23 protein-coding genes, 4 pseudogenes and 1 riboswitch are annotated in these 21,228 nt (G+C 42.6%); of the genes and pseudogenes, 5 read left to right on the top strand and 22 right to left on the bottom strand.

The window, feature by feature from the left end:
• The first annotated feature begins 113 nt into the window (after positions 1 to 113).
• A riboswitch (purine riboswitch) is annotated at positions 114 to 215 on the top strand.
• 127 nt (positions 216 to 342) lie between these two features.
• The gene (locus LJF29_RS10695) at positions 343 to 1,536 is read left to right on the top strand and encodes a NupC/NupG family nucleoside CNT transporter (RefSeq protein ID WP_010332441.1); all 1,194 of its coding nucleotides are present in this window, start codon (positions 343 to 345) and stop codon (positions 1,534 to 1,536) included.
• Positions 1,537 to 1,579: 43 nt separating this feature from the next.
• On the opposite strand, the gene LJF29_RS10690 is transcribed toward LJF29_RS10695, so the two are convergent.
• The 3 genes from LJF29_RS10690 to LJF29_RS10680 all read right to left on the bottom strand — a co-directional run bounded on the left by LJF29_RS10690 (position 1,580) and on the right by LJF29_RS10680 (position 4,804).
• Positions 1,580 to 2,254 (bottom strand): DUF3298 and DUF4163 domain-containing protein, encoded by a 675-nt coding sequence (locus LJF29_RS10690; RefSeq protein WP_229148438.1) that lies wholly within the window; start codon positions 2,252 to 2,254, stop codon positions 1,580 to 1,582.
• A 147-nt stretch (positions 2,255 to 2,401) separates the two neighbouring features.
• Entirely contained in the window at positions 2,402 to 2,692 is a 291-nt protein-coding gene (locus tag LJF29_RS10685) for a hypothetical protein (RefSeq protein WP_229148437.1), read from the bottom strand.
• A gap of 51 nt (positions 2,693 to 2,743) precedes the next feature.
• Positions 2,744 to 4,804: a catalase gene (locus tag LJF29_RS10680; RefSeq protein ID WP_229148435.1), complete on the bottom strand. Its 2,061-nt coding sequence runs from the start codon at positions 4,802 to 4,804 to the stop codon at positions 2,744 to 2,746.
• Between the two features lie 210 nt (positions 4,805 to 5,014).
• Between LJF29_RS10680 and citH the strand changes: the two genes are divergently transcribed.
• On the top strand, positions 5,015 to 6,295 hold the full coding sequence (gene citH / locus LJF29_RS10675; protein WP_010332446.1) for a citrate transporter CitH: 1,281 nt from the start codon (positions 5,015 to 5,017) through the stop codon (positions 6,293 to 6,295).
• Between the two features lie 44 nt (positions 6,296 to 6,339).
• Here citH and LJF29_RS10670 read toward each other — a convergent pair whose 3' ends face one another.
• Entirely contained in the window at positions 6,340 to 7,446 is a 1,107-nt protein-coding gene (locus LJF29_RS10670; protein WP_229148433.1) for a hypothetical protein, read from the bottom strand.
• A 323-nt stretch (positions 7,447 to 7,769) separates the two neighbouring features.
• Between LJF29_RS10670 and LJF29_RS10665 the strand changes: the two genes are divergently transcribed.
• Positions 7,770 to 9,053 carry an MFS transporter gene (locus LJF29_RS10665; protein WP_229148431.1) on the top strand — a complete coding sequence of 428 codons (1,284 nt, stop codon included), beginning with the start codon at positions 7,770 to 7,772 and terminating at the stop codon, positions 9,051 to 9,053.
• An 18-nt stretch (positions 9,054 to 9,071) separates the two neighbouring features.
• Here LJF29_RS10665 and LJF29_RS10660 read toward each other — a convergent pair whose 3' ends face one another.
• Entirely contained in the window at positions 9,072 to 10,511 is a 1,440-nt protein-coding gene (locus tag LJF29_RS10660) for a DEAD/DEAH box helicase (RefSeq protein ID WP_229148429.1), read from the bottom strand.
• Between the two features lie 81 nt (positions 10,512 to 10,592).
• Complete coding sequence (locus tag LJF29_RS10655; protein ID WP_229148428.1) at positions 10,593 to 11,741, bottom strand: rhamnogalacturonan acetylesterase; 1,149 nt, start codon at positions 11,739 to 11,741, stop codon at positions 10,593 to 10,595.
• A gap of 164 nt (positions 11,742 to 11,905) precedes the next feature.
• On the opposite strand from LJF29_RS10655, the gene LJF29_RS10650 reads away from it, so the two are divergent.
• Together LJF29_RS10650 and LJF29_RS10645 are read left to right on the top strand one after the other, a co-directional pair.
• On the top strand, positions 11,906 to 12,247 hold the full coding sequence (locus LJF29_RS10650; protein WP_095712674.1) for a PadR family transcriptional regulator: 342 nt from the start codon (positions 11,906 to 11,908) through the stop codon (positions 12,245 to 12,247).
• Positions 12,244 to 12,765, top strand: a complete 522-nt coding sequence (locus tag LJF29_RS10645; protein ID WP_229148424.1) for a DUF2812 domain-containing protein — start codon at positions 12,244 to 12,246, stop codon at positions 12,763 to 12,765. Before LJF29_RS10650 ends, LJF29_RS10645 begins: the two co-directional genes overlap by 4 nt.
• Before the next feature lie 213 nt (positions 12,766 to 12,978).
• Here LJF29_RS10645 and LJF29_RS10640 read toward each other — a convergent pair.
• The 16 genes and pseudogenes from LJF29_RS10640 to LJF29_RS10565 all read right to left on the bottom strand — a co-directional run.
• Positions 12,979 to 13,107 (bottom strand): annotated as a pseudogene (locus LJF29_RS10640) (hypothetical protein); the annotation flags it as partial.
• A 17-nt stretch (positions 13,108 to 13,124) separates the two neighbouring features.
• A complete protein-coding gene (locus LJF29_RS10635; protein ID WP_229148423.1) occupies positions 13,125 to 13,577 on the bottom strand; it encodes a hypothetical protein in 453 nt (150 codons plus the stop codon).
• A 13-nt stretch (positions 13,578 to 13,590) separates the two neighbouring features.
• Positions 13,591 to 13,887: a YxiJ-like family protein gene (locus tag LJF29_RS10630; protein WP_229148421.1), complete on the bottom strand. Its 297-nt coding sequence runs from the start codon at positions 13,885 to 13,887 to the stop codon at positions 13,591 to 13,593.
• Positions 13,888 to 13,923: 36 nt separating this feature from the next.
• Positions 13,924 to 14,412, bottom strand: coding sequence for a DUF2716 domain-containing protein (locus LJF29_RS10625; RefSeq protein WP_229148418.1), 489 nt, complete (start codon positions 14,410 to 14,412; stop codon positions 13,924 to 13,926).
• A 22-nt stretch (positions 14,413 to 14,434) separates the two neighbouring features.
• Positions 14,435 to 14,884 (bottom strand): hypothetical protein, encoded by a 450-nt coding sequence (locus LJF29_RS10620; RefSeq protein ID WP_229148690.1) that lies wholly within the window; start codon positions 14,882 to 14,884, stop codon positions 14,435 to 14,437.
• A 72-nt stretch (positions 14,885 to 14,956) separates the two neighbouring features.
• Positions 14,957 to 15,283 (bottom strand): annotated as a pseudogene (locus LJF29_RS10615) (DNA-binding protein); the annotation flags it as partial.
• Between the two features lie 205 nt (positions 15,284 to 15,488).
• Positions 15,489 to 15,905: a hypothetical protein gene (locus LJF29_RS10610; RefSeq protein ID WP_229148417.1), complete on the bottom strand. Its 417-nt coding sequence runs from the start codon at positions 15,903 to 15,905 to the stop codon at positions 15,489 to 15,491.
• 47 nt (positions 15,906 to 15,952) lie between these two features.
• Positions 15,953 to 16,297, bottom strand: a complete 345-nt coding sequence (locus LJF29_RS10605) for a hypothetical protein (RefSeq protein ID WP_229148416.1) — start codon at positions 16,295 to 16,297, stop codon at positions 15,953 to 15,955.
• A 28-nt stretch (positions 16,298 to 16,325) separates the two neighbouring features.
• Positions 16,326 to 16,796 carry a YxiF family protein gene (locus tag LJF29_RS10600; RefSeq protein ID WP_229148413.1) on the bottom strand — a complete coding sequence of 157 codons (471 nt, stop codon included), beginning with the start codon at positions 16,794 to 16,796 and terminating at the stop codon, positions 16,326 to 16,328.
• Between the two features lie 140 nt (positions 16,797 to 16,936).
• Positions 16,937 to 17,230, bottom strand: coding sequence for a molybdenum metabolism regulator (locus LJF29_RS10595; protein WP_229148410.1), 294 nt, complete (start codon positions 17,228 to 17,230; stop codon positions 16,937 to 16,939).
• Positions 17,220 to 17,492, bottom strand: coding sequence for a DUF4240 domain-containing protein (locus LJF29_RS10590; protein ID WP_229148408.1), 273 nt, complete (start codon positions 17,490 to 17,492; stop codon positions 17,220 to 17,222). The genes LJF29_RS10595 and LJF29_RS10590 overlap by 11 nt, the downstream gene beginning before the upstream one ends.
• Entirely contained in the window at positions 17,485 to 18,333 is an 849-nt protein-coding gene (locus tag LJF29_RS10585) for a DNA-binding protein (protein ID WP_229148404.1), read from the bottom strand. Before LJF29_RS10585 ends, LJF29_RS10590 begins: the two co-directional genes overlap by 8 nt.
• A 59-nt stretch (positions 18,334 to 18,392) precedes the next feature.
• Positions 18,393 to 19,295, bottom strand: a pseudogene (locus LJF29_RS10580) (RHS repeat-associated core domain-containing protein); the annotation flags it as partial.
• A gap of 67 nt (positions 19,296 to 19,362) precedes the next feature.
• Positions 19,363 to 19,722, bottom strand: a complete 360-nt coding sequence (locus LJF29_RS10575; protein ID WP_121643646.1) for a YxiJ family protein — start codon at positions 19,720 to 19,722, stop codon at positions 19,363 to 19,365.
• Positions 19,723 to 19,758: 36 nt separating this feature from the next.
• A pseudogene (locus tag LJF29_RS10570) lies at positions 19,759 to 20,574 on the bottom strand (RHS repeat-associated core domain-containing protein); the annotation flags it as partial.
• A gap of 170 nt (positions 20,575 to 20,744) precedes the next feature.
• Entirely contained in the window at positions 20,745 to 21,218 is a 474-nt protein-coding gene (locus LJF29_RS10565) for a hypothetical protein (protein WP_129550932.1), read from the bottom strand.
• Positions 21,219 to 21,228 lie beyond the last annotated feature (10 nt).

Here is a 21,228-nt window from a genome sequence, read left to right as displayed (position 1 = left end):
GCAATCCATTATGATTTTCCTTTATTTTCTCGACTTCGAAATATAAATTTATTATTTTGAAAATAGTTAAAAAGGTTGATTTTCAAAAAGTGAAAGGATAAAATACTGCTATCATCTTAGAAAAAAGACATTCTTGTATATGATCAGTAATATGGTCTGATTGTTTCTACCTAGTAACCGTAAAAAACTAGACTACAAGAAAGTTTGAATAAATTTGAACGAGTTGAAAAGGACAAGTTCTTTTCTGTTTGCTCTTATTTTTCACACTTTCTGAACTTCCAGAATTTGTGAAGAATAAGGGCTTTTTTCATTTCCATAATAAACCTCATAGGAGTTGCTATCATGTACTTTTTATTAAACCTTGTCGGTCTCATTGTGATTATGGCAGTTGTGTTCCTATGCTCCCCGCAGAAAAAGAAAATCCAGTGGCGTCCGATCATTACGTTAATTGTTCTGGAGCTTTTGATTACGTGGTTTATGCTGGGGACAAAAATTGGCAGTTGGGCCATCGGACAAATTGGAAATTTCTTCACTTGGCTGATTGCTTGTGCCAGTGACGGGATCGCCTTTGCCTTCCCTTCTGTGATGGCAAATGAAACGGTAGACTTTTTCTTCAGCGCACTTCTTCCAATTATTTTCATCGTCACATTCTTTGACATTTTAACATATTTCGGCATTTTGCCATGGCTGATTGATAAGATTGGCTGGGTGATCTCAAAGGCTTCCCGCTTGCCGAAACTAGAGAGCTTTTTCTCTATTCAAATGATGTTTTTGGGAAATACAGAAGCTCTGGCAGTCATCCGCCAGCAGCTCACAGTATTAAACAACAACCGTCTGCTCACATTCGGCTTAATGAGCATGAGCAGCATCAGCGGTTCTATTATCGGTTCTTACCTGTCAATGGTGCCGGCGACATACGTGTTTACAGCCATTCCATTAAACTGCTTAAACGCACTGATTATCGCAAACCTGCTGAACCCTGTGCATGTGCCGGAGGATGAAGACATCATCTATACGCCGCCTAAAGAAGAGAAGAAAGACTTTTTCTCTACAATTTCTAACAGTATGCTTGTCGGCATGAACATGGTCATCGTTATTTTGGCAATGGTGATTGGATATGTGGCATTAACGTCAGCAGTCAATGGCATTCTTGGTGTTTTCGTACACGGCCTGACCATTCAGACGATTTTTGCTTATCTCTTCAGTCCGTTCGCATTCCTGCTTGGGCTGCCGGTACACGATGCGATGTATGTCGCTCAGCTGATGGGAATGAAATTGGCAACGAACGAGTTTGTTGCGATGCTTGACTTGAAAAATAATCTTAAAACACTACCCCCTCACACAGTTGCGGTAGCGACGACATTCCTGACGTCATTTGCCAACTTCAGTACTGTCGGCATGATTTACGGAACGTACAACTCGATCCTTGACGGCGAAAAGTCAACGGTCATCGGGAAAAACGTGTGGAAGCTGCTCGTCAGCGGAATTGCGGTATCTTTACTAAGTGCTGCGATTGTCGGTCTGTTTGTGTGGTAGAAAAATGGAGCCATATCCCTTTTTAAGGATATGGCTCTTTTGATTATTGATAAACAGAGGAAGGCACCTGCACATCACGGATTCCAGCTGCATAAGGTCCCAAGTCATACTGGCCGAAGACGATGGCGATCCCGTTTTTCGTAAAGTAAAACATTGTGTTTTGGTTAAGGATAATATCCTCTTTCTTTACATCAGGGAAAAACAGCGTGTCATGTTTTTTGATATAGCTGTATAGGTAATCTTTCGTTTTGCTGACTTTAGTTTTGGTATTCAGAATCTGATTCAGTGTCACCCGCTTGTGTGTGTTCAAGTCGTAGTTGAAGGACTGAACAGACGTTAAACCATGGGCGCCGCCTGAATAGATATAATTGAGCGTTTGAATGCTGAGCTTGCCCGCCGCATTATATTTGACGCTGAAGGATGTTTGATATTCCGCTTTGAAACCCTGCTGTTCACCGGCTTTTTTGTTTTTCAGGTATTCTTGATACGATTGTTCAATGTAGGCTTTCAGCTCTTGATTGATGTTTTTTTCAAACGCGGCATTCCCGATGTGATGCACCTGAGGATACTTTAATTCCTTGATCTTTTTGTACGTATGGCTGCTGACAGCCGGCGTTTTCGCTTGAACCGCTTTTAAAGATGGGGCCGCATATGCAAATACACTAAAAAGCAAGACAGAAGCAGCAACGGCGAGTATTATCATTTTATTCCATTTCATACAATCTCCTCCTTTGATTTTCTTTGTTTATCATTCCCTCTTTTCTGCAGCGCACACCTTTATAGACCGATGAAGTGAAAAGAAGTTTCTAGGTCGATCTGCTCGATTTTTTCCCAAATAAAAAAGAGACAACATACTGTCTCTTTTTTACTGTTTACGCTCAGCAATCACTTCGTGAACCGCTTGTGCCAAATCAATATTCCCAAACATCTCTAACACCGCAATGACGGTCTGGTCAGGTATGTGTTCTGACTCGTTCTTCGGCACGATCAGTTCTTCCACTGTTTTTTTCAAGCTTTCATTCAGCTTTTGCTGCGGATACGCTTTGGCATACAGCTCCAACGGATTAAGATCATGGTTGACACACCATTGGGCGAATACTAATATCATCATATTTTCGTCGCGCTCGTAAGCCTCTGCGAGCTGTTTTTCGTTCATATGTCATGCTCCTTATCCATAAGTATGGTTCCTCTACGATACAGGAGCGAATCAAATTCGTCTATCCCAATGGCGGTGGGCGGCAACTGCTTCGATAAACGCTTTGCTGAAGCCGGTGTAGTCCTCTTCGTCTTCTGCTGTCACAATTCCCGGCCCCTCTGTTGCGCCGACAGCTGATTTAAGGAGGCCAACTCCTTCGTTTGCCGCACCGACCGCCTTATAGTGATTGTAGGCTTCTCTGATAAACGCCATCGCTTGTTTATCTTCTTTTAGTTCAAGTCCCCCTGCGGTATAGACGGCGTCATATAGAACGGAGTCTGTCGTCAGGAATGTGCCGCCGACCTCAAGCTGCTGTCCGGCGCCGCTTGTGATGTACCCCAGCGTTTGACTGATGACATCCGCTGTGATCCCTTCTTGTTCTAAGGCGTCCAGCACTGTTTGCAGTTCTTTTTCATCAAAACCATTGCCGGCGAGAACCGCGACTTTTCTCGTTGACGCTGTTTTCACTGTACGGGCTTGGCTTAATGCAGGTGAGGTAAGGATTTCTTTTGATGCTTTGCGTTTCGCCGGCGGCGCCACACCTACTCCTTTGGCGATTTCTTCTGCCAGGACAGTATCTACGTTGCTGAAGACATCGACGACCTGCCGCTGCACATCTTTGCTTTTGACCTTCCCGACCTCGAAGCAAAAAGCGGAGATGATGTGCTTTTTCTCAACCGGGGACATGCTGTTCCAGAACAGTTTTGCCTGTGAATAATAATCATTAAAACTGTCGCTCCGCTGGCGGATTTTTCTGCCCTCTACTTTCTCCTGATAGTGGACGTAACCGCCTTCTTCGGCTGACGCAGGAGACGGGTCATTGTTCTGCAGAGAGTTTTTATGATAAGCGACCGGCCCCTTATTGATGGTCATCCGATGATAACCGTCGTACTGGTTGTTATGGAACGGACATACCGGGCGGTTAATCGGAATCTCGTGGAAGTTCGGGCCGCCAAGACGGATTAGCTGCGTGTCTGTATAAGAGAAAAGCCGTCCCTGCAGGAGCGGATCATTTGTGAAGTCGATGCCCGGCACAACATTTCCGGGGTGGAATGCGACTTGCTCCGTTTCCGCAAATACATTATCCTGATTGCGGTTCAGCGTCATTTTCCCAATGATCTTCACCGGCACAAGCTCTTCCGGCCAAAGCTTCGTCGGATCAAGAATATCAAAATCAAATTTGAATTCATCTTCTTCCTCTATCATCTGCACGCCTAGCTCATATTCAACCGTACCTCCGTTCTCAATCGTTTCCCACAGATCGCGGCGGTGGAAGTCGGGGTCTTTTCCGGCAATTTTCTGCGCTTCATCCCATACGAGAGAATGCACGCCGAGCACCGGCTTCCAATGGAATTTCACGAAACGCGCCTTTCCTTGTTCATTGACAAACCGGAACGTGTGAACGCCAAAGCCCTCCATCATCCGGTAGCTGCGGGGGATGCCTCTGTCAGACATCGTCCACATCACCATGTGAGCCGACTCAGGGTTATTGGCGACAAAGTCCCAAAACGTATCATGAGCAGTAGCGGCCTGCGGCATTTCATTGTGCGGCTCAGGCTTAAACGCATGCACCAAATCCGGGAATTTGATCGCATCCTGAATAAAGAATACCGGGATATTATTGCCTACGAGATCATAATTTCCTTCTTCAGTATAAAATTTTGTCGCAAATCCTCTGGCGTCACGCACTGTGTCAGCGGAGCCTTTGGAGCCCGCAACCGTTGAAAACCGGACAAATACCGGTGTCTTCACCGAAGGGTCCTGAAGAAATTTCGCCCGGGTGAATTCTGTCATCGGTTCGTAAACCTGAAAAAAGCCATGCACGCCATACCCGCGCGCATGCACGATCCGTTCAGGGATTCTCTCATGGTCAAAATGGGTCATCTTCTCCCGAAAGTGAAAATCCTCCATCAACGTCGGGCCGCGAACTCCGGCTTTTAACGAATGTTCGTCCTCAGACACCCGTACGCCTTGGTTTGTCGTCATTTTCTTTCCGCTGTTATCAACCCTGTACTGTTCGAGCTGCTCGTCTTTTGAGTGTTCATTGACTCGTTTGTTTTGATCATCACTCATGTCTGCTCCCCCTTTTCCTATTCCAGATCTCAAAAAATAAACATTCTACAGCACATTTACCCTTGGCGACCTGCATATAAACTGCTCATCTGCTCTCTAGGTTTTTAGGTCTACTTGTCAACATGAGGTCATAAATATTTGAAATAAGCCTTCCTGAAAATTTGGAAGCGCTTACTAAAAATTGTGCTGTTGAATGGGGGAGGTCATATCGTGCTTGCGATACTCGGTTTTGTGATGATCATTGTCTTCATGTATCTTATTATGTCAAATCGGCTTTCCGCTCTTATTGCTTTAATTGTTGTTCCTGTTGTGTTTGCCCTGATCAGCGGATTCGGCAAAGACCTGGGCGATATGATGCTTCAGGGGGTAACAGGCCTCGCTCCGACAGGCATCATGCTATTATTTGCGATCCTGTATTTCGGCATCATGATTGATTCAGGCTTGTTCGATCCGCTCATTGCCAAAATCTTATCCCTTGTCAAAGGAGATCCATTAAAAATTGCTGTCGGCACAGCGGTACTGACGATGACCATTTCGCTGGACGGAGATGGGACAACAACGTACATGATTACCATTGCGGCGATGCTTCCGCTATACAAACGGCTCGGCATGAACCGGCTGGTGTTGGCGGGAATTGCAATGCTCGGGTCGGGAGTCATGAATATTATTCCGTGGGGTGGTCCGACTGCAAGGGTTTTGGCTTCTTTAAAATTGGACACGTCAGAAGTCTTCACTCCGTTGATTCCTGCTATGATTGCCGGCATTCTCTGGGTGCTTGCCGTAGCCTATATTCTAGGAAAAAAAGAACGGAAACGGCTCGGCGTCATCTCAATTGAACACCAGCACGCATCCGATCCGGATACAGCGCCGCTCAAACGCCCCGCTCTCCAGTGGTTTAACCTGCTGCTGACTGTCGTGCTGATGGCCGCTTTGATCACCAGCCTGCTCCCGCTCCCTGTTCTTTTTATGATCGCATTTGCTATCGCCTTGATGGTGAACTATCCAAATGTAAAAGAGCAGCAAAAGCGAATCTCAGCGCATGCAGGAAATGCCTTAAACGTTGTTTCCATGGTGTTTGCCGCCGGCATTTTCACAGGCATTTTGTCGGGTACTAAAATGGTAGACGCCATGGCGCATTCTCTCGTATCACTCATCCCTGACGCCATGGGCCCGCACCTGCCCTTGATTACAGCCATCGTCAGCATGCCATTTACCTTTTTTATGTCGAATGACGCCTTTTACTTCGGTGTTCTGCCGATCATCACAGAAGCCGCCGCTGCTTACGGGATCGATGCCGCAGAAATCGGCAGAGCCTCCTTGCTGGGCCAGCCTGTGCATTTGCTCAGTCCTCTCGTGCCTTCCACTTATTTATTGGTCGGAATGGCGGGCGTCAGCTTTGGCGACCATCAAAAATTCACGATCAAATGGGCCGTGGGAACAACCATTGTGATGACGATTGCGGCACTGCTGATTGGGATTATTTCGTTTTAACATGAGAAAAGGATTTCCGCTGCCGGAAATCCTTTTTTGGTCATTTAATTGATATATTTTATGACAGGCAAGCTTTCTACACCTGAAGCATAGTAGTAATTTAAAACACTGAAAAAGTCTATCGCTTTGCCGGTTTTTAGATCAACGATTAATATATGATCCCCATAGTTCTGATCATCCGCATCAAGCCTTCTAGGTGTTTTTTTACCTAACGTATCAAGGAAAGAATCATCATAACCTACCCCGGACTGATAAGCTGATACATGATGCATAAAAAGCGTGCCTGTGTCTAAGTAAACCATGATGGCTGAGCTTGAACTTGCATAACTCGAACGATAAGTGACAGGGTCAGAAATATTTTTAACCTTCACATCAGAAATGGAATGGGTGCGCTGATTATACCCGCCACCATAGGAAAAATAATATTCTCTTTCCCAGTTTAATGAAGAAGTTTTCGTATTAGAATTGTACAGCAGTGTACCATTCGCATAAACGGAACCGTCTCCATACTCAGCAACAAAGGCTTGTAAATTAGACGTTACCGATTTTACACTTGAATAATTTGAAGGGTTTTTCGCATTTAACTGAATGTTATATGAATCTCCCGTTGATCCTTCAGAGTAAACCCGGATCATATAATCGCCAGCGGGAAGCTCTTTTAAAAGCACTAAGTTCCCTGCAGCCATTGATATATTAGACGGCTGAGCTTCTCCTGTATCCCAATTGACAACATACAATTTCAGATGGTAATCGCTGTTGTTTGAAAGAATTCTTGTGATAAGGGTTCGATCTGACGAAGTACTGAAAAAGTACATATCATCAGGATTATTTTCATCGAGGACAGAGGTTGTATTGAAAACCTGGTCATCGGAGTTGTACATGGAACTTGTTTTAAAACCATTCTCATTCGAAGGCTTCTTCAGTTTCATCTTTTCTGTTTTATTGTCTGTTTTAAGGCTTACTTGCTTCGCTTGATTTAATGAAACACGCTCAGTTTCCTTTTGTTTTTTCAGTTTTTCCTGCTGCTCCATGATTGTTTTTTCTTTTAACACACTTTGCGCTGAGGCAGCATTTGAATTCATACCTAAACTAAAAACAATAAGCAACACAGTACACAAAAAAGGCAGTGAAACAATTTTTTTGTTCTTCATATACAAACCCCTTTCCAATTTTATACTATACATATCGGCGAGGAGCTCGGATCATTTACATAAATATATTTATTTTCATGAATTGTTTATTTTTTCTATTTGGTTAATGACCTGCCATTCGAAGCCATCAGCTCTTTATACCAATAAAAGCTTTTCTTGCAGCATCGAATTTATCGAAAGCGCCTAACCCGTTTTCTGTCATGATCAATGGCAGCTGTAGCGGTCATAGACTAAACATTTTGTAAAAATTGACGGCGGTTCCATCCTTTTCTATGTGGTTTCTCGTACAATAGAAGTATCGTTACTGGGGAGGGGCTCTGCAGATGAAACGTTTTACGAAACAAGAAAACAGCTGGGTTGTATATGACTGGGCAAACTCTGCTTATTCCATTGTCGTCACAACCGCGGTATTTCCGTTGTTTTATAAATCAGCCGCTGCGGAAGGCGGTGTCAGCGCTGCTCAATCTACTGCTTATTTAGGCTATACGATAGCGATTTCTACCTTTATTCTCGCCATGCTCGGCCCGATTTTAGGAACCATCGCCGACTATGAAGGCTGCAAAAAAAAGTTTTTCGGTTTCTTTGTGTCTGCCGGTGTCGCCAGCACTGCGGCGCTTGCCTTTATTCCTAGTGAACATTGGCTGCTTTTGCTGCTGTTCTACACCATATCGGCTGTCGGTTTTTCCGGCGCCAATGTTTTCTACGATGCCTTCCTCGTTGACGTCACGCCTGAAGAGCGAATGAATCTTGTTTCCGCTCGCGGCTTTGGTTTAGGCTATATTGGCAGCACGATTCCATTTATCCTCAGCATTGCCGTCATCCTGCTTGCACAAGCAGAAACAATTCCGATGTCTGTGTCTGCCGCAAGCCAGCTGTCCTTTTTTATAACGGCCGCTTGGTGGGGGCTGTTTACCATTCCGATGCTGAAACACGTTCATCAGCGCTATTACATCAAAAAAGAACCCCGCATCATAGCCAACAGCTTTAAACGCCTCGGGCAAACGATGAAACGGATCCGGCAGTACCGGGCGCTGTTCCTTTTTCTGCTTGCTTATTTCTTTTATATCGACGGAGTCGGCACCATTATTACGATGTCGACGTCCTATGGATCAGACTTGGGCATCAGCTCCACAAGTCTCCTGATCATCCTGTTTGTCACTCAGGTCGTCGCCGCGCCGTTTGCCATTTTATACGGAAGACTGGCGGAGCGCTTTACGGGGAAAACAATGCTGTACGTTGGCATTGTCATGTATATGATTGTCTGCGTATATGCGTATTTTCTGGAAACGACGCTTGATTTCTGGATTCTAGCCATGATTGTCGCCACCTCGCAGGGCGGCATTCAAGCATTAAGCCGCTCCTATTTCGCCAAGCTCGTCCCGAAACACCATGCAAATGAATTCTTCGGCTTCTACAATATTTTCGGGAAATTCGCCTCGATTATGGGGCCGCTGCTCATTGCCGTTACCGCCCAGCTAACCGGGAAATCCTCGACTGCGGTGTTCAGCCTGATCATTTTGTTTGTGATCGGAATTGTCATCCTCGCGTTTGTGCCGGAAGAGAACAGTGCCGATGTCAGCCATCACAAAAATGACCTGCCCCTTTAACTGGGAGCAGGTCATTCATCATTTATTCGCTTTATTCACCTTAAGCTTTTTCCCTTTGACGGTTGTATCCTTCATGGCTTTGAGAACACGAGGGCCTTTTCCGTTTAAAATTTCTACGTACGAGGCGTTATCCATGATTGTAATGATGCCAATGTCATCAGCTGACACACCATCTATTTTGGCAATCGTCCCTACAAAATCAACGGCTCTGATTTTCTTTTTCTTTCCGCCGTTAAAATACAGCTTCATGATGTCTTTATTCAGCTCTTCGCTTTTGTCCTTTTTGATTTTCGGACGGTCCTTCAGTTTAGCGAGAAAATCCGGTTTCTTTTTTGCGATTTCCTCTTGGGACGGGGCTTCTAATGTCTGAATCCCGAATCCGATATAGTCTTCTATTTCAGCTAGGAACCGCTTTTCAAACGGTGCCACAAATGAAATTGCTTTTCCCTGATTCCCGGCTCGCCCTGTCCGTCCTGTACGGTGTACGTAGCTTTCTTTCTCAAGGGGCAGATCATAGTTGATGACAAGGGCGATATTCTCGATATCGATCCCCCGTGCGGCGACGTCTGTCGCGACTAGATACCGGTACTCGCCTCTCTTAAATTCATTCATAACGTCAAAGCGGTCTTCCTGGATCATCCCGCCGTGAATTTTATCACATGGATACCCTAAGTCATCCAATTCATCGGTCAGCTGATTGACATGCTCTTTCGTCCGGCAGAAAATGATGCAGCTGTCCGGGTTCTCAGTAATAAGTACATCCTTCAGCAAAGAAAACTTATTCTCTTCTCTGACTTGAATCACCGCATGTTCAATATTCCTTGTGGTGAGGCCCGCCGCTTTGATTTCGATATGCTCTGGGTTTTGCATATATTGACGGCTTAATTTCTCAATATCCTCTGGCAGTGTCGCAGAAAACAGCATCGTTGTGCGCTTAACCGGGAGATGCTTGATAATCGCCTCCACCTGATCGATAAAGCCCATATTCAGCATCTCATCCGCTTCATCAATGACCAGATAGGAAAGGCGATCCAGCGGCAGCGTTCCTTTTTCAATATGATCCAGGACACGCCCCGGAGTGCCGACAACAATATGGCTTTTTTGCTTCAGCTCGGCTTTTTGTTTATCAAAAGATGATTTTCCAAACACAGCTGTGGCTTTGATTCGTTTAAATCTTCCGATGTTCGTGATATCCTCTTTTACTTGCACGGCAAGCTCACGGGTCGGTGTCAGCACCAGTGCCTGCGGTTTGTTTTCGTCCCAATCCGCCATCTCGCAGAGAGGAATGCCAAACGCAGCCGTTTTCCCGCTTCCCGTCTGTGATTTGACGACAAGATCTTTTCGTTCAAGGGCAGCCGGAATCACGCTTCGCTGCACCTCGGTCGGTTCTGTATACCCCAGTCCTTCCAATGCTCGTAAAATGTCATGACTGATTTGATAGTTTTTAAAATGACTCATGTATAAACTCCTGTCTCTTGCAGATGTTCTCATTATACTCTAATTTCCGGCAGCGTATGTGTTTTGCCGAAAAATGACGTTTTAGAAGCCATCAATCCCCTGTCTTTTTAATTCCTGAACGGCCAATCGCGCCAGTGCATCGGCCCCCGCGCGGTTCGGATGCAGTGTATCGCCATCCATATAAAGCGCGAGCGTTTTTACCGGACCGATCGATGTAAAGTATGCCGAACTGAGGACATTCAAGTCAATAAGATGTGTTTTTTCCTCTTCGGCCAAAGCCAAAATAGAAGCCCTGTACCATCGGTTTACAGACGAATGGATGCCTTCAGAAGTGAAATCGGTCGCCCGGCCCTGAGGTGTTGAAAGGATGACTTCCGCGCCCTTTGCTTTCACCTGCCGGATCATATCACGCATAATCTCCTTAAATTCCGCTTCAGATTCATTATGCTTAGGATTTGTATCGTTAATGCCGAGCTGCAAAATAAAGTAATCTCCCGGTTTAATGTACTTCAAGATCGCCTCAAGCTGTCCGTCATTTCGAAACCCTCTCGCAATCTGCCCGCCTGACGCCATGTTTCTCACTTGAAAGGTATGCTTGTCGACATAGTGAGGCAGCATCTGCCCCCAGCCCGCCTGCTTGCTGCTGTTGAGCGGATAATAATTGCACACCGTCGAATCGCCGCCGATATAGATCGTTCGGTTTGTCACCGGCTGATCAGACAATTTCTTGATTTTTAGCGCGCTGAGCGTAAAAGCGGTACCCGCCTTGCCTTCAGTCACCAGCAGATTCAGCTGCCCGTCGGTGACAGGAATTTGAAACGTATCCTCCGCACCGTCTCCCGTCATATTGATGACCTGAAACACACCCTCCGCCGCCACACTTGCCCTCGCCGTATTGCCCAGCGTCACCTTCACCTCATAAAGACCATTCGGAATATCCACATTAAACGTGTTGTCGCTTTTCGTCCCATACGCCAAAAATTGAACCGCATCACTTTTCACGCCCGTCCCGGATGCCGCCACATCCTTCATATGTTCCGGCGTTTGAAAACCGTAGCCCCTTGACGGGTTATAACGGTCAGACGCCCTTACCCCAATGTAATCAGGCTCAACCGAACCGCTTCCAAAGTCAAACTGATATACCTTCGGCTCTGACGCCTTCAAACTCTCCGCCCCGCTGAAACCCAACATCAACATCATCACAAAACCCGACGTTATCCACTTTTTCATTAAGAATCCCCCTCTATGAAAACGCATTCATTAATGCATACTCGGTGATTGTTTCTTTATGATGACTGAATGCAGAAAAAAATTGCATTGACAAAGGAAAAGGAAGATTTTATCATATCAATTATTGATATATCATTAGTTGATATAAGAAATGAGGTGACTGCATGCCAAAGCAACGTCCGCAGGAAATGGATCAGCTTACTGACCCAGCCTATTATATTGTCTTAACCTTGCTGGAGCCAAAACACGGCTATTCGATCATGCAGGAGATTGAAGACATGACCGATGCCTCCTTTACGATCGGCCCGGCTACCTTATATACATTGTTAAAGAAATTATTGCAGGAAGAGATCATTGAGCTTGTCAACAACGACAACCCGCGCCGCAAAGTGTACCAGACCACCCTGCACGGCCAAGAATTACTCAAAAAAGAAATGCAGCGCAGAAAAATGATGGCGGAACACGGCGAACGCGCTTTTCAACAATTGAAAGGGGATTCATCATGAAACAGAAAAAATATATGATGTCCGAAGGCTTGGCTTTTTCAGAAGAAAAGGATATGAAGAGACTAAGTGACATGGCCAGCAAGGGCTGGGTGCTCGATTCTTTTGCGTTTATGGGATATAAGCTTAGAAAAGCTGAGCCGCGGAAATTGATCTACAGTATTGATTATCATGATGTTGGGGATGAAAGCTTGGCGGAATACACCGAGATGTTTGAAGCGGCCGGATGGGAGCGTGTTTGCTCTTCACGAGGTATGCATATCTTTTCGGCTGAGCCTGGGACTTCGCCGATATACAGTGATTACTCCACCTTGAGAGAGAAATATAAAAGAAGCAAAAAAGACGTTCGAAACGTCACCTGCACCTTCAGTTTCCTGACTCTCTTGTCCATTACACTCCATTATGTAAACGGATTATCAAATTGGGTGCCTTTGTTTTTTCTGATTGTGACTATCCCGTTTCTCGTGACATATGCGGCAACAAAAGCAAGAACGCTGGGAAAGTGGGGAAAATCAGTGTGACTTCTTGTCACACTTGATTACATCCCATCCTCCGCAATAGAAGCTTATTTGGTTTTCTTCGTCATACACATAATAACGGAGCCTCTCCCATTGGTCGTCAGTCGGTAAAAGCTCCAAGTCAACCGAATCGATGGATTCAAGGTCATCCAGCTTTGATGCACTGATGTCTTCAAACCGCAAATGAATGTCACAGGTTTGAGCAGATAGTTTTAATTCAAACACAGGAATATGAATATAACGATCATCTTCTTTCATATAGAAAGTAAACTCGTTTAATGTAAATGGACCTGTATCCGCATCAGAAAGATGCTGTTTCATTTTCTCATATTGTGTGATATTCATATGGATTCCTCCTCCTTTTATGTTTCATCGCCAACCATATAGATCTCCGCAGCATCGTATTCAAACCACATGATCCGTTCGCCTGAGTCCGTTAGGCACTGGAGTTTGCCTTCGGAAAGATAGTTTTTCGGTTGAGGGTCAGTGATCAGAAAAACATCATCATTGATGGAAGCTAACAGAAAGAGAAAATCTGCAATGCCCCGGTCTGTTTCATGTACTACGCATTGGAAATGAAATTGCCTTTTCGCCAGCTTCGTCACTTTGTAAGCATAGCCTTTGAAAAACTCTGACAGGTCTTCTATAAATGAACCACCTGTTATCACCTGTATCATGATTTGCTCATAGGCAAGCCCCTGCCAAAAACGATAAAAAGACTCAGCATCTTTAAGTTCGCATGACGTAACGGTTTGGTCGGGCTTAAGCTCGACCATGTCCAAATTGCCAATACTGCTTATAGAGGTTTTTTCCATAAAATCCTCCTTATTAGTTGGATAGCGCAGCGCAAATCTCTTGTCTGACTTGCTCATACAAAAGAATGTGATGATACAAATCAGTATCGTGTTTGATCATATCCAGAGGGATGTCAGGATACAGCTCAAAAAAGCTTCTCTCCAACGAATGCCGCTGATGCCGGGGCATCCTTTTATTCGCCAGCACATAACCCAAACTGCCGGCAATAAGCATAAAAAACTCATATATTTCCGCTTCAAAGCCGTACAATTCATCAGGAGACGGCTTTTCTTCAAGCTCTTGCTGTCTTTTTCTCAGTTTTTCAAACACGCGATCCTCTCCTCCGACACATGTTAAATAACAAACTCATCTATCTTGAAACAGGATAGGCGGATATTTATCTATCGCCTCCAACAGGTCTTCACCAAACACAGTGATTGTACATTTCCACGGATCACCCAAAAGCCCCCAAGAAAAATCCTGATAAAAAAAGAAATAATAGTCTCCATTTGGAAATACGGGAACAGGCCAATCGCCAAATTCATCCTGAGGCATTGTCTGATGAGGGCTAAACATATATCCGTCATGCTGCCAATCTAATGCGTACATTACATCGTTCTTTCCAGTACATAATTGAAATGCTTTTAAAATAGAAGTCTCTAAATCACTCAGCACTTCGCTCACATCATCATGACCGGATTTACTGCTCATCGCGCTTGAGATATCAAACACTCGATATGGATCAGGCGGGATGATGTGATGACATCTGCTTCCGGGCTTCCATTTTACAAGCTTGTTCACATGTGACCAGATTTGGTCTTGTTTTGTATGACTTAAAGCGTGCCAATTCATCATGATCTCATCCTTACCCATCATGCTAATGGATATCCTGCTTATAAACACCAGAAGAGGTCACTGCATAAACAGCGTTACTTGTCAGTTTCAGCTGTTGAACGTCTAGGGCTACACCGTTCGAGTCACAGCATGTTATCTCTTCCATCTCTTGACTCACATCGGTAGAAATCAAATAAAGAGACGGCTTAAGGTCTGCTCTGTAACAGTTGACCGTCCCGATCCAAAAACCTTCTTTAGTTACTGTGAGCTGATCAAACACTTCTGATTTAGGTGCTTCATCCGACAGAATCCACACCCGTCTCACAACGTTTTCATCAAATGCGGCGACTGCATCTCCGTAATACAGCATATAAATCAATCCGTTTTTTTCTGCAAGCCCATAACATTCATCTACAGCCGGTGCATCCATTTCTTCAAGCTTTCTATCAAGATACATTTCCTTCTGCTTACCATCTAACGTAAAACACCACACACTATCACCCTTGGGATTTTCATCATGATAAATGCCTTCATCACATAAACCGACCCAAAGGTGTTGCTTCTCATCAAGAAGACAGCAGGAGACCCCTGAAGGCAAACATAAAGCCCTTCTCACTCTTCCCTCTTCTGAAAAAACCTTTACCTTCGGCTCATACGATTCGTAATAAACAAAGACATAGCCATTTGCACATTGTTGAAAGAGCTGAATATCGCTGTATGCCATCTGCTCTTTCACTTTAAAATCGCGAACTTCACCAGAAGGATCATAGATTGAAACAGTGATATCACCTTTCTCACCTTTTCCAATGTAGACACGCCCCTGTGTATCAGCATGAAAAAAACAATCGTGGGTGTTCGTGTTGATGATTTTATTCATTTTTAATTTTTTCATTTGTTATGCTCCCAGGTTAGAAATGAAGTGATAAGAATAAGCCATTTATTAACTATTAGTAACGGACAGCCTAGTTTCATTAATCGTTTTGATATAAAGCTACTTTCCAATTCAGTCTTAAATCGCGATGACGTTGTCTTTTACATTTCGTCTGGCTGCTGTTATGTTCTAAGTAAGAAAAGAGAGGCTGACAACCTCTCTTTTTTTATTTAGTGTTCAATTGGTATGCATAAAACGATCGATCATCAAAGCGAACTGTTTCAGCTTCTATAGCAATCAACATGCTGTTCATATTTATAAGAAAATTAGCGTTTGAATGGTAGTGTTCAATTTTAGAATTCGAAAGGTTTCCGATCCCTTCTGGGTGATAACTGAACTCAAATATTTGCCAATTATATTCTTCTGGAATAATTTTTTCTAATCTCATGTCGCCAACATCTGCACTATAATAAGTAGATGCCATATTTCGGAATAATATTTTATGCGTATATTCAGCTTCACTTTCAAAAACCTTGATATTAAGTGAGAGCTCTTTTTTAAACACATTAAAATCTAAATGAAGGACACTGCATCCCTCATCTATATAATCAACCCATTCATTAATTGTTTTGTACATTGTCATCTCCTACCTCGTAATCAATAACGCCTTGCAACAAGCAGAAAAACTAATTACTCTGTATATTGTTTGATCCAATCATTTAAATCATCAGTTGAATGCAAATAAGCTTCAGGAGAATCTTTTAAATCAATCCCACTTAGAAGGATTAACATATCCCAGACTCTATCGTCTTCTACTTCGGGGTTATCCGCATAAACATAAGTGCCCGCCCAATCTGACACTTCTTCTCTTGTTGTTTGTCCATTTAAGACCCTTTTGATTTTATTTATGCATTCTATTAGCTTTGGCTCGCTCAATTTGATCACCACGTATTCAAGTATTAAATGATTTATTAATAGTATGCAAAGCACCGTACTGATTGTTAGATATTGAATTTTTTTCCACAAAGGATACATTCCAAAAGAATTCCTCCTAGGAAAGCATCTACCAATAAACAAGCTCGCATCCGTATTCCGTGTGCAATATACATAAACCAAACTGACACTCGGGCTCAACCAAAATAAAACTATGATTGAGAAGCCCTTCTTCGAACTCAATACATTCGAATAAGCCGTCAAGGTGCTTGAGACATTTTCCGAAGGTACAAACTAACGCACCAATTTCGTTGCTGTATTGATGAAACAGCAGAACGTCCCTGTCATCATAGGCAACATAGGACTGAGATGTTTTCAAGATCAGCTGTTTCGCTTCCGTTTTTCCGAGAGCATCAACCTCACGGGTATTGGCTTGTATTGAATTTGATAAAACCAGCTCAAGCAACTGCTTACTTTTCGCCAGATCAGCAAAACGATAAGTAAAGCCTCTTTCTGCACAAGGGACTAGTTTTTCTTTGATTTCACTCTTCAACAAACGTCTTTTATTCTCATCGAGTTTTTCGATTAATCTTTTTTGCACGCGCCGCAATCCCTCCGCCGTCAATTTCTCAATTTTTTTTCATTTGATTAATCTATCTCTTGTTTCTTTGTCATTTATCATTCAGATTTGTTCTAAAAAAGCTTGTATCGCTTATTGATACAAGCTTCATATTCTACTACTTAAAACTCACCTAGCGGATTTTCCCCAAAACGCTCCCACAGTTTTGGAAACCTTTCAGGCAAATCTTCTTCTCCCCAATCCAATTCAATATCTTCTAGTTCGGCAAGCCCCTTTTGTTCAAGCGTATCTAGTAGCTCATCGTATACTTCATCATCCCAATCATCGTCACCAGTCTTCTTGTATATCAATGCCTCTGTCGCCACCGACAGAAAGTCTTCATTTTGCGGATAGCCTTCCTCGTCAAGCGTTTCCTCCGTGATGTATGCTGCCAAATACTCGTGATCATCCAGCACTTTTTCGAATGTCTCTTTGCCCCTGGGCAATCAGCCATCCGCGGAAATAATCAAATGTATCGTCCGAGCAACCGTCCATGAGAATGTATGCAGCTCCCCATAGGGAAGACTGGTAGCTTTTTTGCATTAAAGTTTGAATCATAAACTCAAAATCAATGATCTCATCGGTCTCTTTTTTCACTAATGTATCACGCAGCCACTCATTAGGTTCTTCCTGACTTCCAGCTTGGTCAATAAGCTGCCAAAATGATGTTTCATTCATTTGATTGTCCCCCTCTGATATCCCTCTTATAGATCCCCGAGTCTGATAGAGCATAAATAGAATTACTTGTCAGTTTCAGCTGTTGTATCGAGAGCTCCCGCCCGTCTCGATCACAGCACTTCACCTCTTGTATCGGCAGACTGACATCAGCCGGAATGAGGGACAGTGAATGTTCATCTTTGCATATCCAAAACCCGTCATCTGAAATTGCAAGCTGGTCATATACTCCAGAATATTCTTTATCAGAAACAATCCACACTCGTCTCACGTCCGTCTCATCAAATGCGGCAATGACTGTATAAGAGTAGTACAGCATGTATATCAGTCCATCTTTTTCTGCAAGTGCATAGCAGTCATCTACCGCGGGCGCATATATTTCTGAAAGCTGTTGATCAATGTGAGTTTCCTTTAATTGTCCGTCTAAAGTGAAGCACAGCAAACTTTGCTCACTGGGGTTTTCGTCATCATAAATACCTTCATCACTTAAACCGGCCCATAGGTTTTGTTTTTCATCCAAAAGACAGCAGGAAACCCCTGAAGGCAGAGAAAATACACTTTGTTCTTTTCCATCTGCTGAAAACACCTTAACTTTATACTCATGCAGCTTAGAGTAAACAAATACATAACGGTCATCCGAACTCTGTTGAAACAATATAATATCCTCGCACAGAATTTGTTCATTAATTTCAAATCTCCGGATATCGCCGGACAAATCAAAGATCGAAATTATAATTCCTGTTTTATCCTTTTTCCCGATGTACATGCGTTCATGATTATCCACATGAAAAAAACAACCTTCATTTACTTCCTTTTTTATCTTGTTCATTATTAATTTTTTCATTATATCCCCCTAGTCTCTAGTACGTTAAGAACTGCCTTTAAAAGCAGCTCTATTACAAATTAATATGGAAAACTTGTTACTATTCTCCCATTCCTATCTCTTATAACTCGAACACGTTTAGTTTTTCTTTTATTACCATTCACTCCAACATATCTTTTAAAAGTCTTTTCGTAAACTGTACGACCATATTGTCCTTTACGTGCTTTCCCTGATCTTAATGTACTTCTTGTTGTTCGTTTCAAAGCTCTGTTACTCTTGAATTTCCCCTTTTTTCCATATTTTTTATCGGAGCGCTTTGGACCGTGTCTATCTTTTATATGATGCCAAGACTCTTTATTAAACCAACCTCTTTTTGCCTTATTAGCAAAACTATAAGCCCTCTTAGCACCCTTAAATATCTTCCCAGGACCAAAGTTAGAAGCAGCTGCCCAAGCAGCACCTTTCCACCCCTTACCTGATTTATATGCCTTATATCCATCATAAGCTGCAAATCCGGCATTTACCACAAGCCATACCCAATGCCCATCCGGATCAACATTCATCACTGGGTTATTATTTCCATAAGCATACCCATTCTGATCCAATGAGTCTCCGTCGCTGCCCGGGTCTGGGCCGAGCGATAGGAACACGCCGTTTCTTGGCTCGTAGTAGCGGGCCATGAGATAGTACAGGCCGGTTTCTTCGTCGTATTGGTAGCCTGCGTAGCGGTAGCGGTTGTCTTTTACTTCATCACTTGCTTCGGTTTTTGTTGGATTTCCCCATGCGTCATATTGATACTTGGCAACGGTTTTTCCCGTGCTGTCTGAGATTGCAATGACGTCACCTTGTGCGTTGTAGTGATAGAAATATTTCTTGCCATTTTGCGTGAATGCTAGCAGTTGTCCACTATCACCGTATGTGTATGCTTTTGTGAAAGTATACACATTCAGACTGTCGCTGTAAAAATAAATTGTGTCTTTCCCGAATTAATTAAAACAGCTGTCAAATATACTTGACAGCTGTTTTTGTTTATTATTTTAGTTTAAAGATTCATACTCCTGTTATAAGCTTATTAATCAAAATCCTAATTTTTTCATGAAATTCTAAGCATTCACTTAATTCTTGATATTTTAAAATATCACTTTTATAATTCCTAAAATGAGGATAATGTTCATAGAACGTTTTTTTTAACATTTCTCTTTGATATCTAGGAATTTTTTTATCTTCAATTATATAATTTAAACTTCCAGTTATTAAGGCAAAAAATTCATAAAATTCATCTAAAGAAGTATTTGTTTCTTCTTCAAAATCATACATATCATTTGGAAACGGACCATGTAATAATACATAATATTTTTTGAACTCATCTAATGTTTTTTGATCAATATTATATCTTTTAAAAAATTTCATCCATATTCAGGCCCTTCTATATTGTAGAAATTAAAATTAACGCTTTTTCTTTTTCTTCCATTTATTATTCACAAATGTAACTACCTTTCCACTTCTTGTGTAATAACCAGTTCTTTTTCCATTCTTAATCCTGTAACCTTTTTTTCCAGTAGCTAGTATTACTTTTTCGCGTAAATGCTTATTAGATCTATAAAATGCTCTAGCAACTTTTGTATATCTCTTTTTACTGTAAGATTTACCATTTCTCACAATATGTTTATTATGATGATAGTCCAATGACTTTCTTTTAGTTTTAAATGTTCCTTTATACCAATGTCTTGAGGTGGCCCATTTTCCGATTTTTTTTGTTAATTTTAACTTTCCACCACCTACAAATCCTGATGCGGCTGCAACCGCTACGCCTTTCCAACCCTTGCCTGATTTATAAGCTTTGTATCCATCATATACCGCAAATCCTGCATTGACAACAAACCATACCCAATGGCCGTCTGGATCGACATTCATGACCGGGTTGTTGTTTCCATAGGTATATCCGTTTTGATCTAGTGAATCTCCATCGCTTCCTGGGTCTGGGTCGAGCGATAGGAACACGCCGTTTCTTGGCTCGTAGTAGCGGGCCATGAGATAGTACAGGCCGGTTTCTTCGTCGTATTGGTAGCCTGCGTAGCGGTAGCGGTTGTCTTTTACTTCATCACTTGCTTCGGTTTTTGTTGGATTTCCCCATGCGTTATATTGATACTTGGCAACGGTTTTTCCAGCTGTCTGAGATTGCAATGACGTCACCTTGTGCGTTGTAGTGATAGAAATATTTCTTGCCATTTTCTGTGTAGGATACAGCTGGCCGCTGTCACCATCTACGCCAATTTCTCAAGTTCTTTTCATTTGATTATTCTTTCTCTTGTTTTCTTTGTCATTTATCATTCAGATTTGTTCTAAAAAAAGCTTGTATCGCTTATTGATACAAGCTTTTTTTGCTCTTATAACAAATTAATTTGTTTCCCATAACCACACTACACTAAGTATTATCCTAAATATTCCTCAATTGTTTTTACATTTGGTAATAGCCTTTTGAGATTAACTATTAACTCAGGGCAGCCCGTGAAGACAATATCAGAGGAGTCAAAAAAACCGACTTCGAATACAGCTCCTTCTACTGGCGAGTTGTAGTCTTTATCCCAATAAGCCCTATTCTCATTAATAACTGGTACCGAGGATAGAGACAGTTTATTCAATGATTTAGAGACAGCTGTAAATACTCCAAAAGTGGGAACGATGTCATAAGTACTGAGTATCTCCTTTAAATTTTCACCTTTTATATACACGAATTCTAAGTGTCTTGAGAATAATTCATGCTCAATATAATTTTTATTTTCAAACAATGTTATATCAGAAAGATCACTGATAAGCCAATTATATTCTTCTATTTTCAAATCTATCTTGTCTAATAAGAGTTTTAAATTAAAGTATTGATCATTATCTTCTAATACAATTCTCATTCTTTGCCTC

This window comes from Bacillus sp. LBG-1-113 (assembly GCF_020708615.1).
Lineage (GTDB): Bacteria > Bacillota > Bacilli > Bacillales > Bacillaceae > Bacillus > Bacillus mojavensis.
Note: the sequence above shows the minus strand (reverse complement) of the source record. Positions and strands in the feature narration are given on the sequence as shown.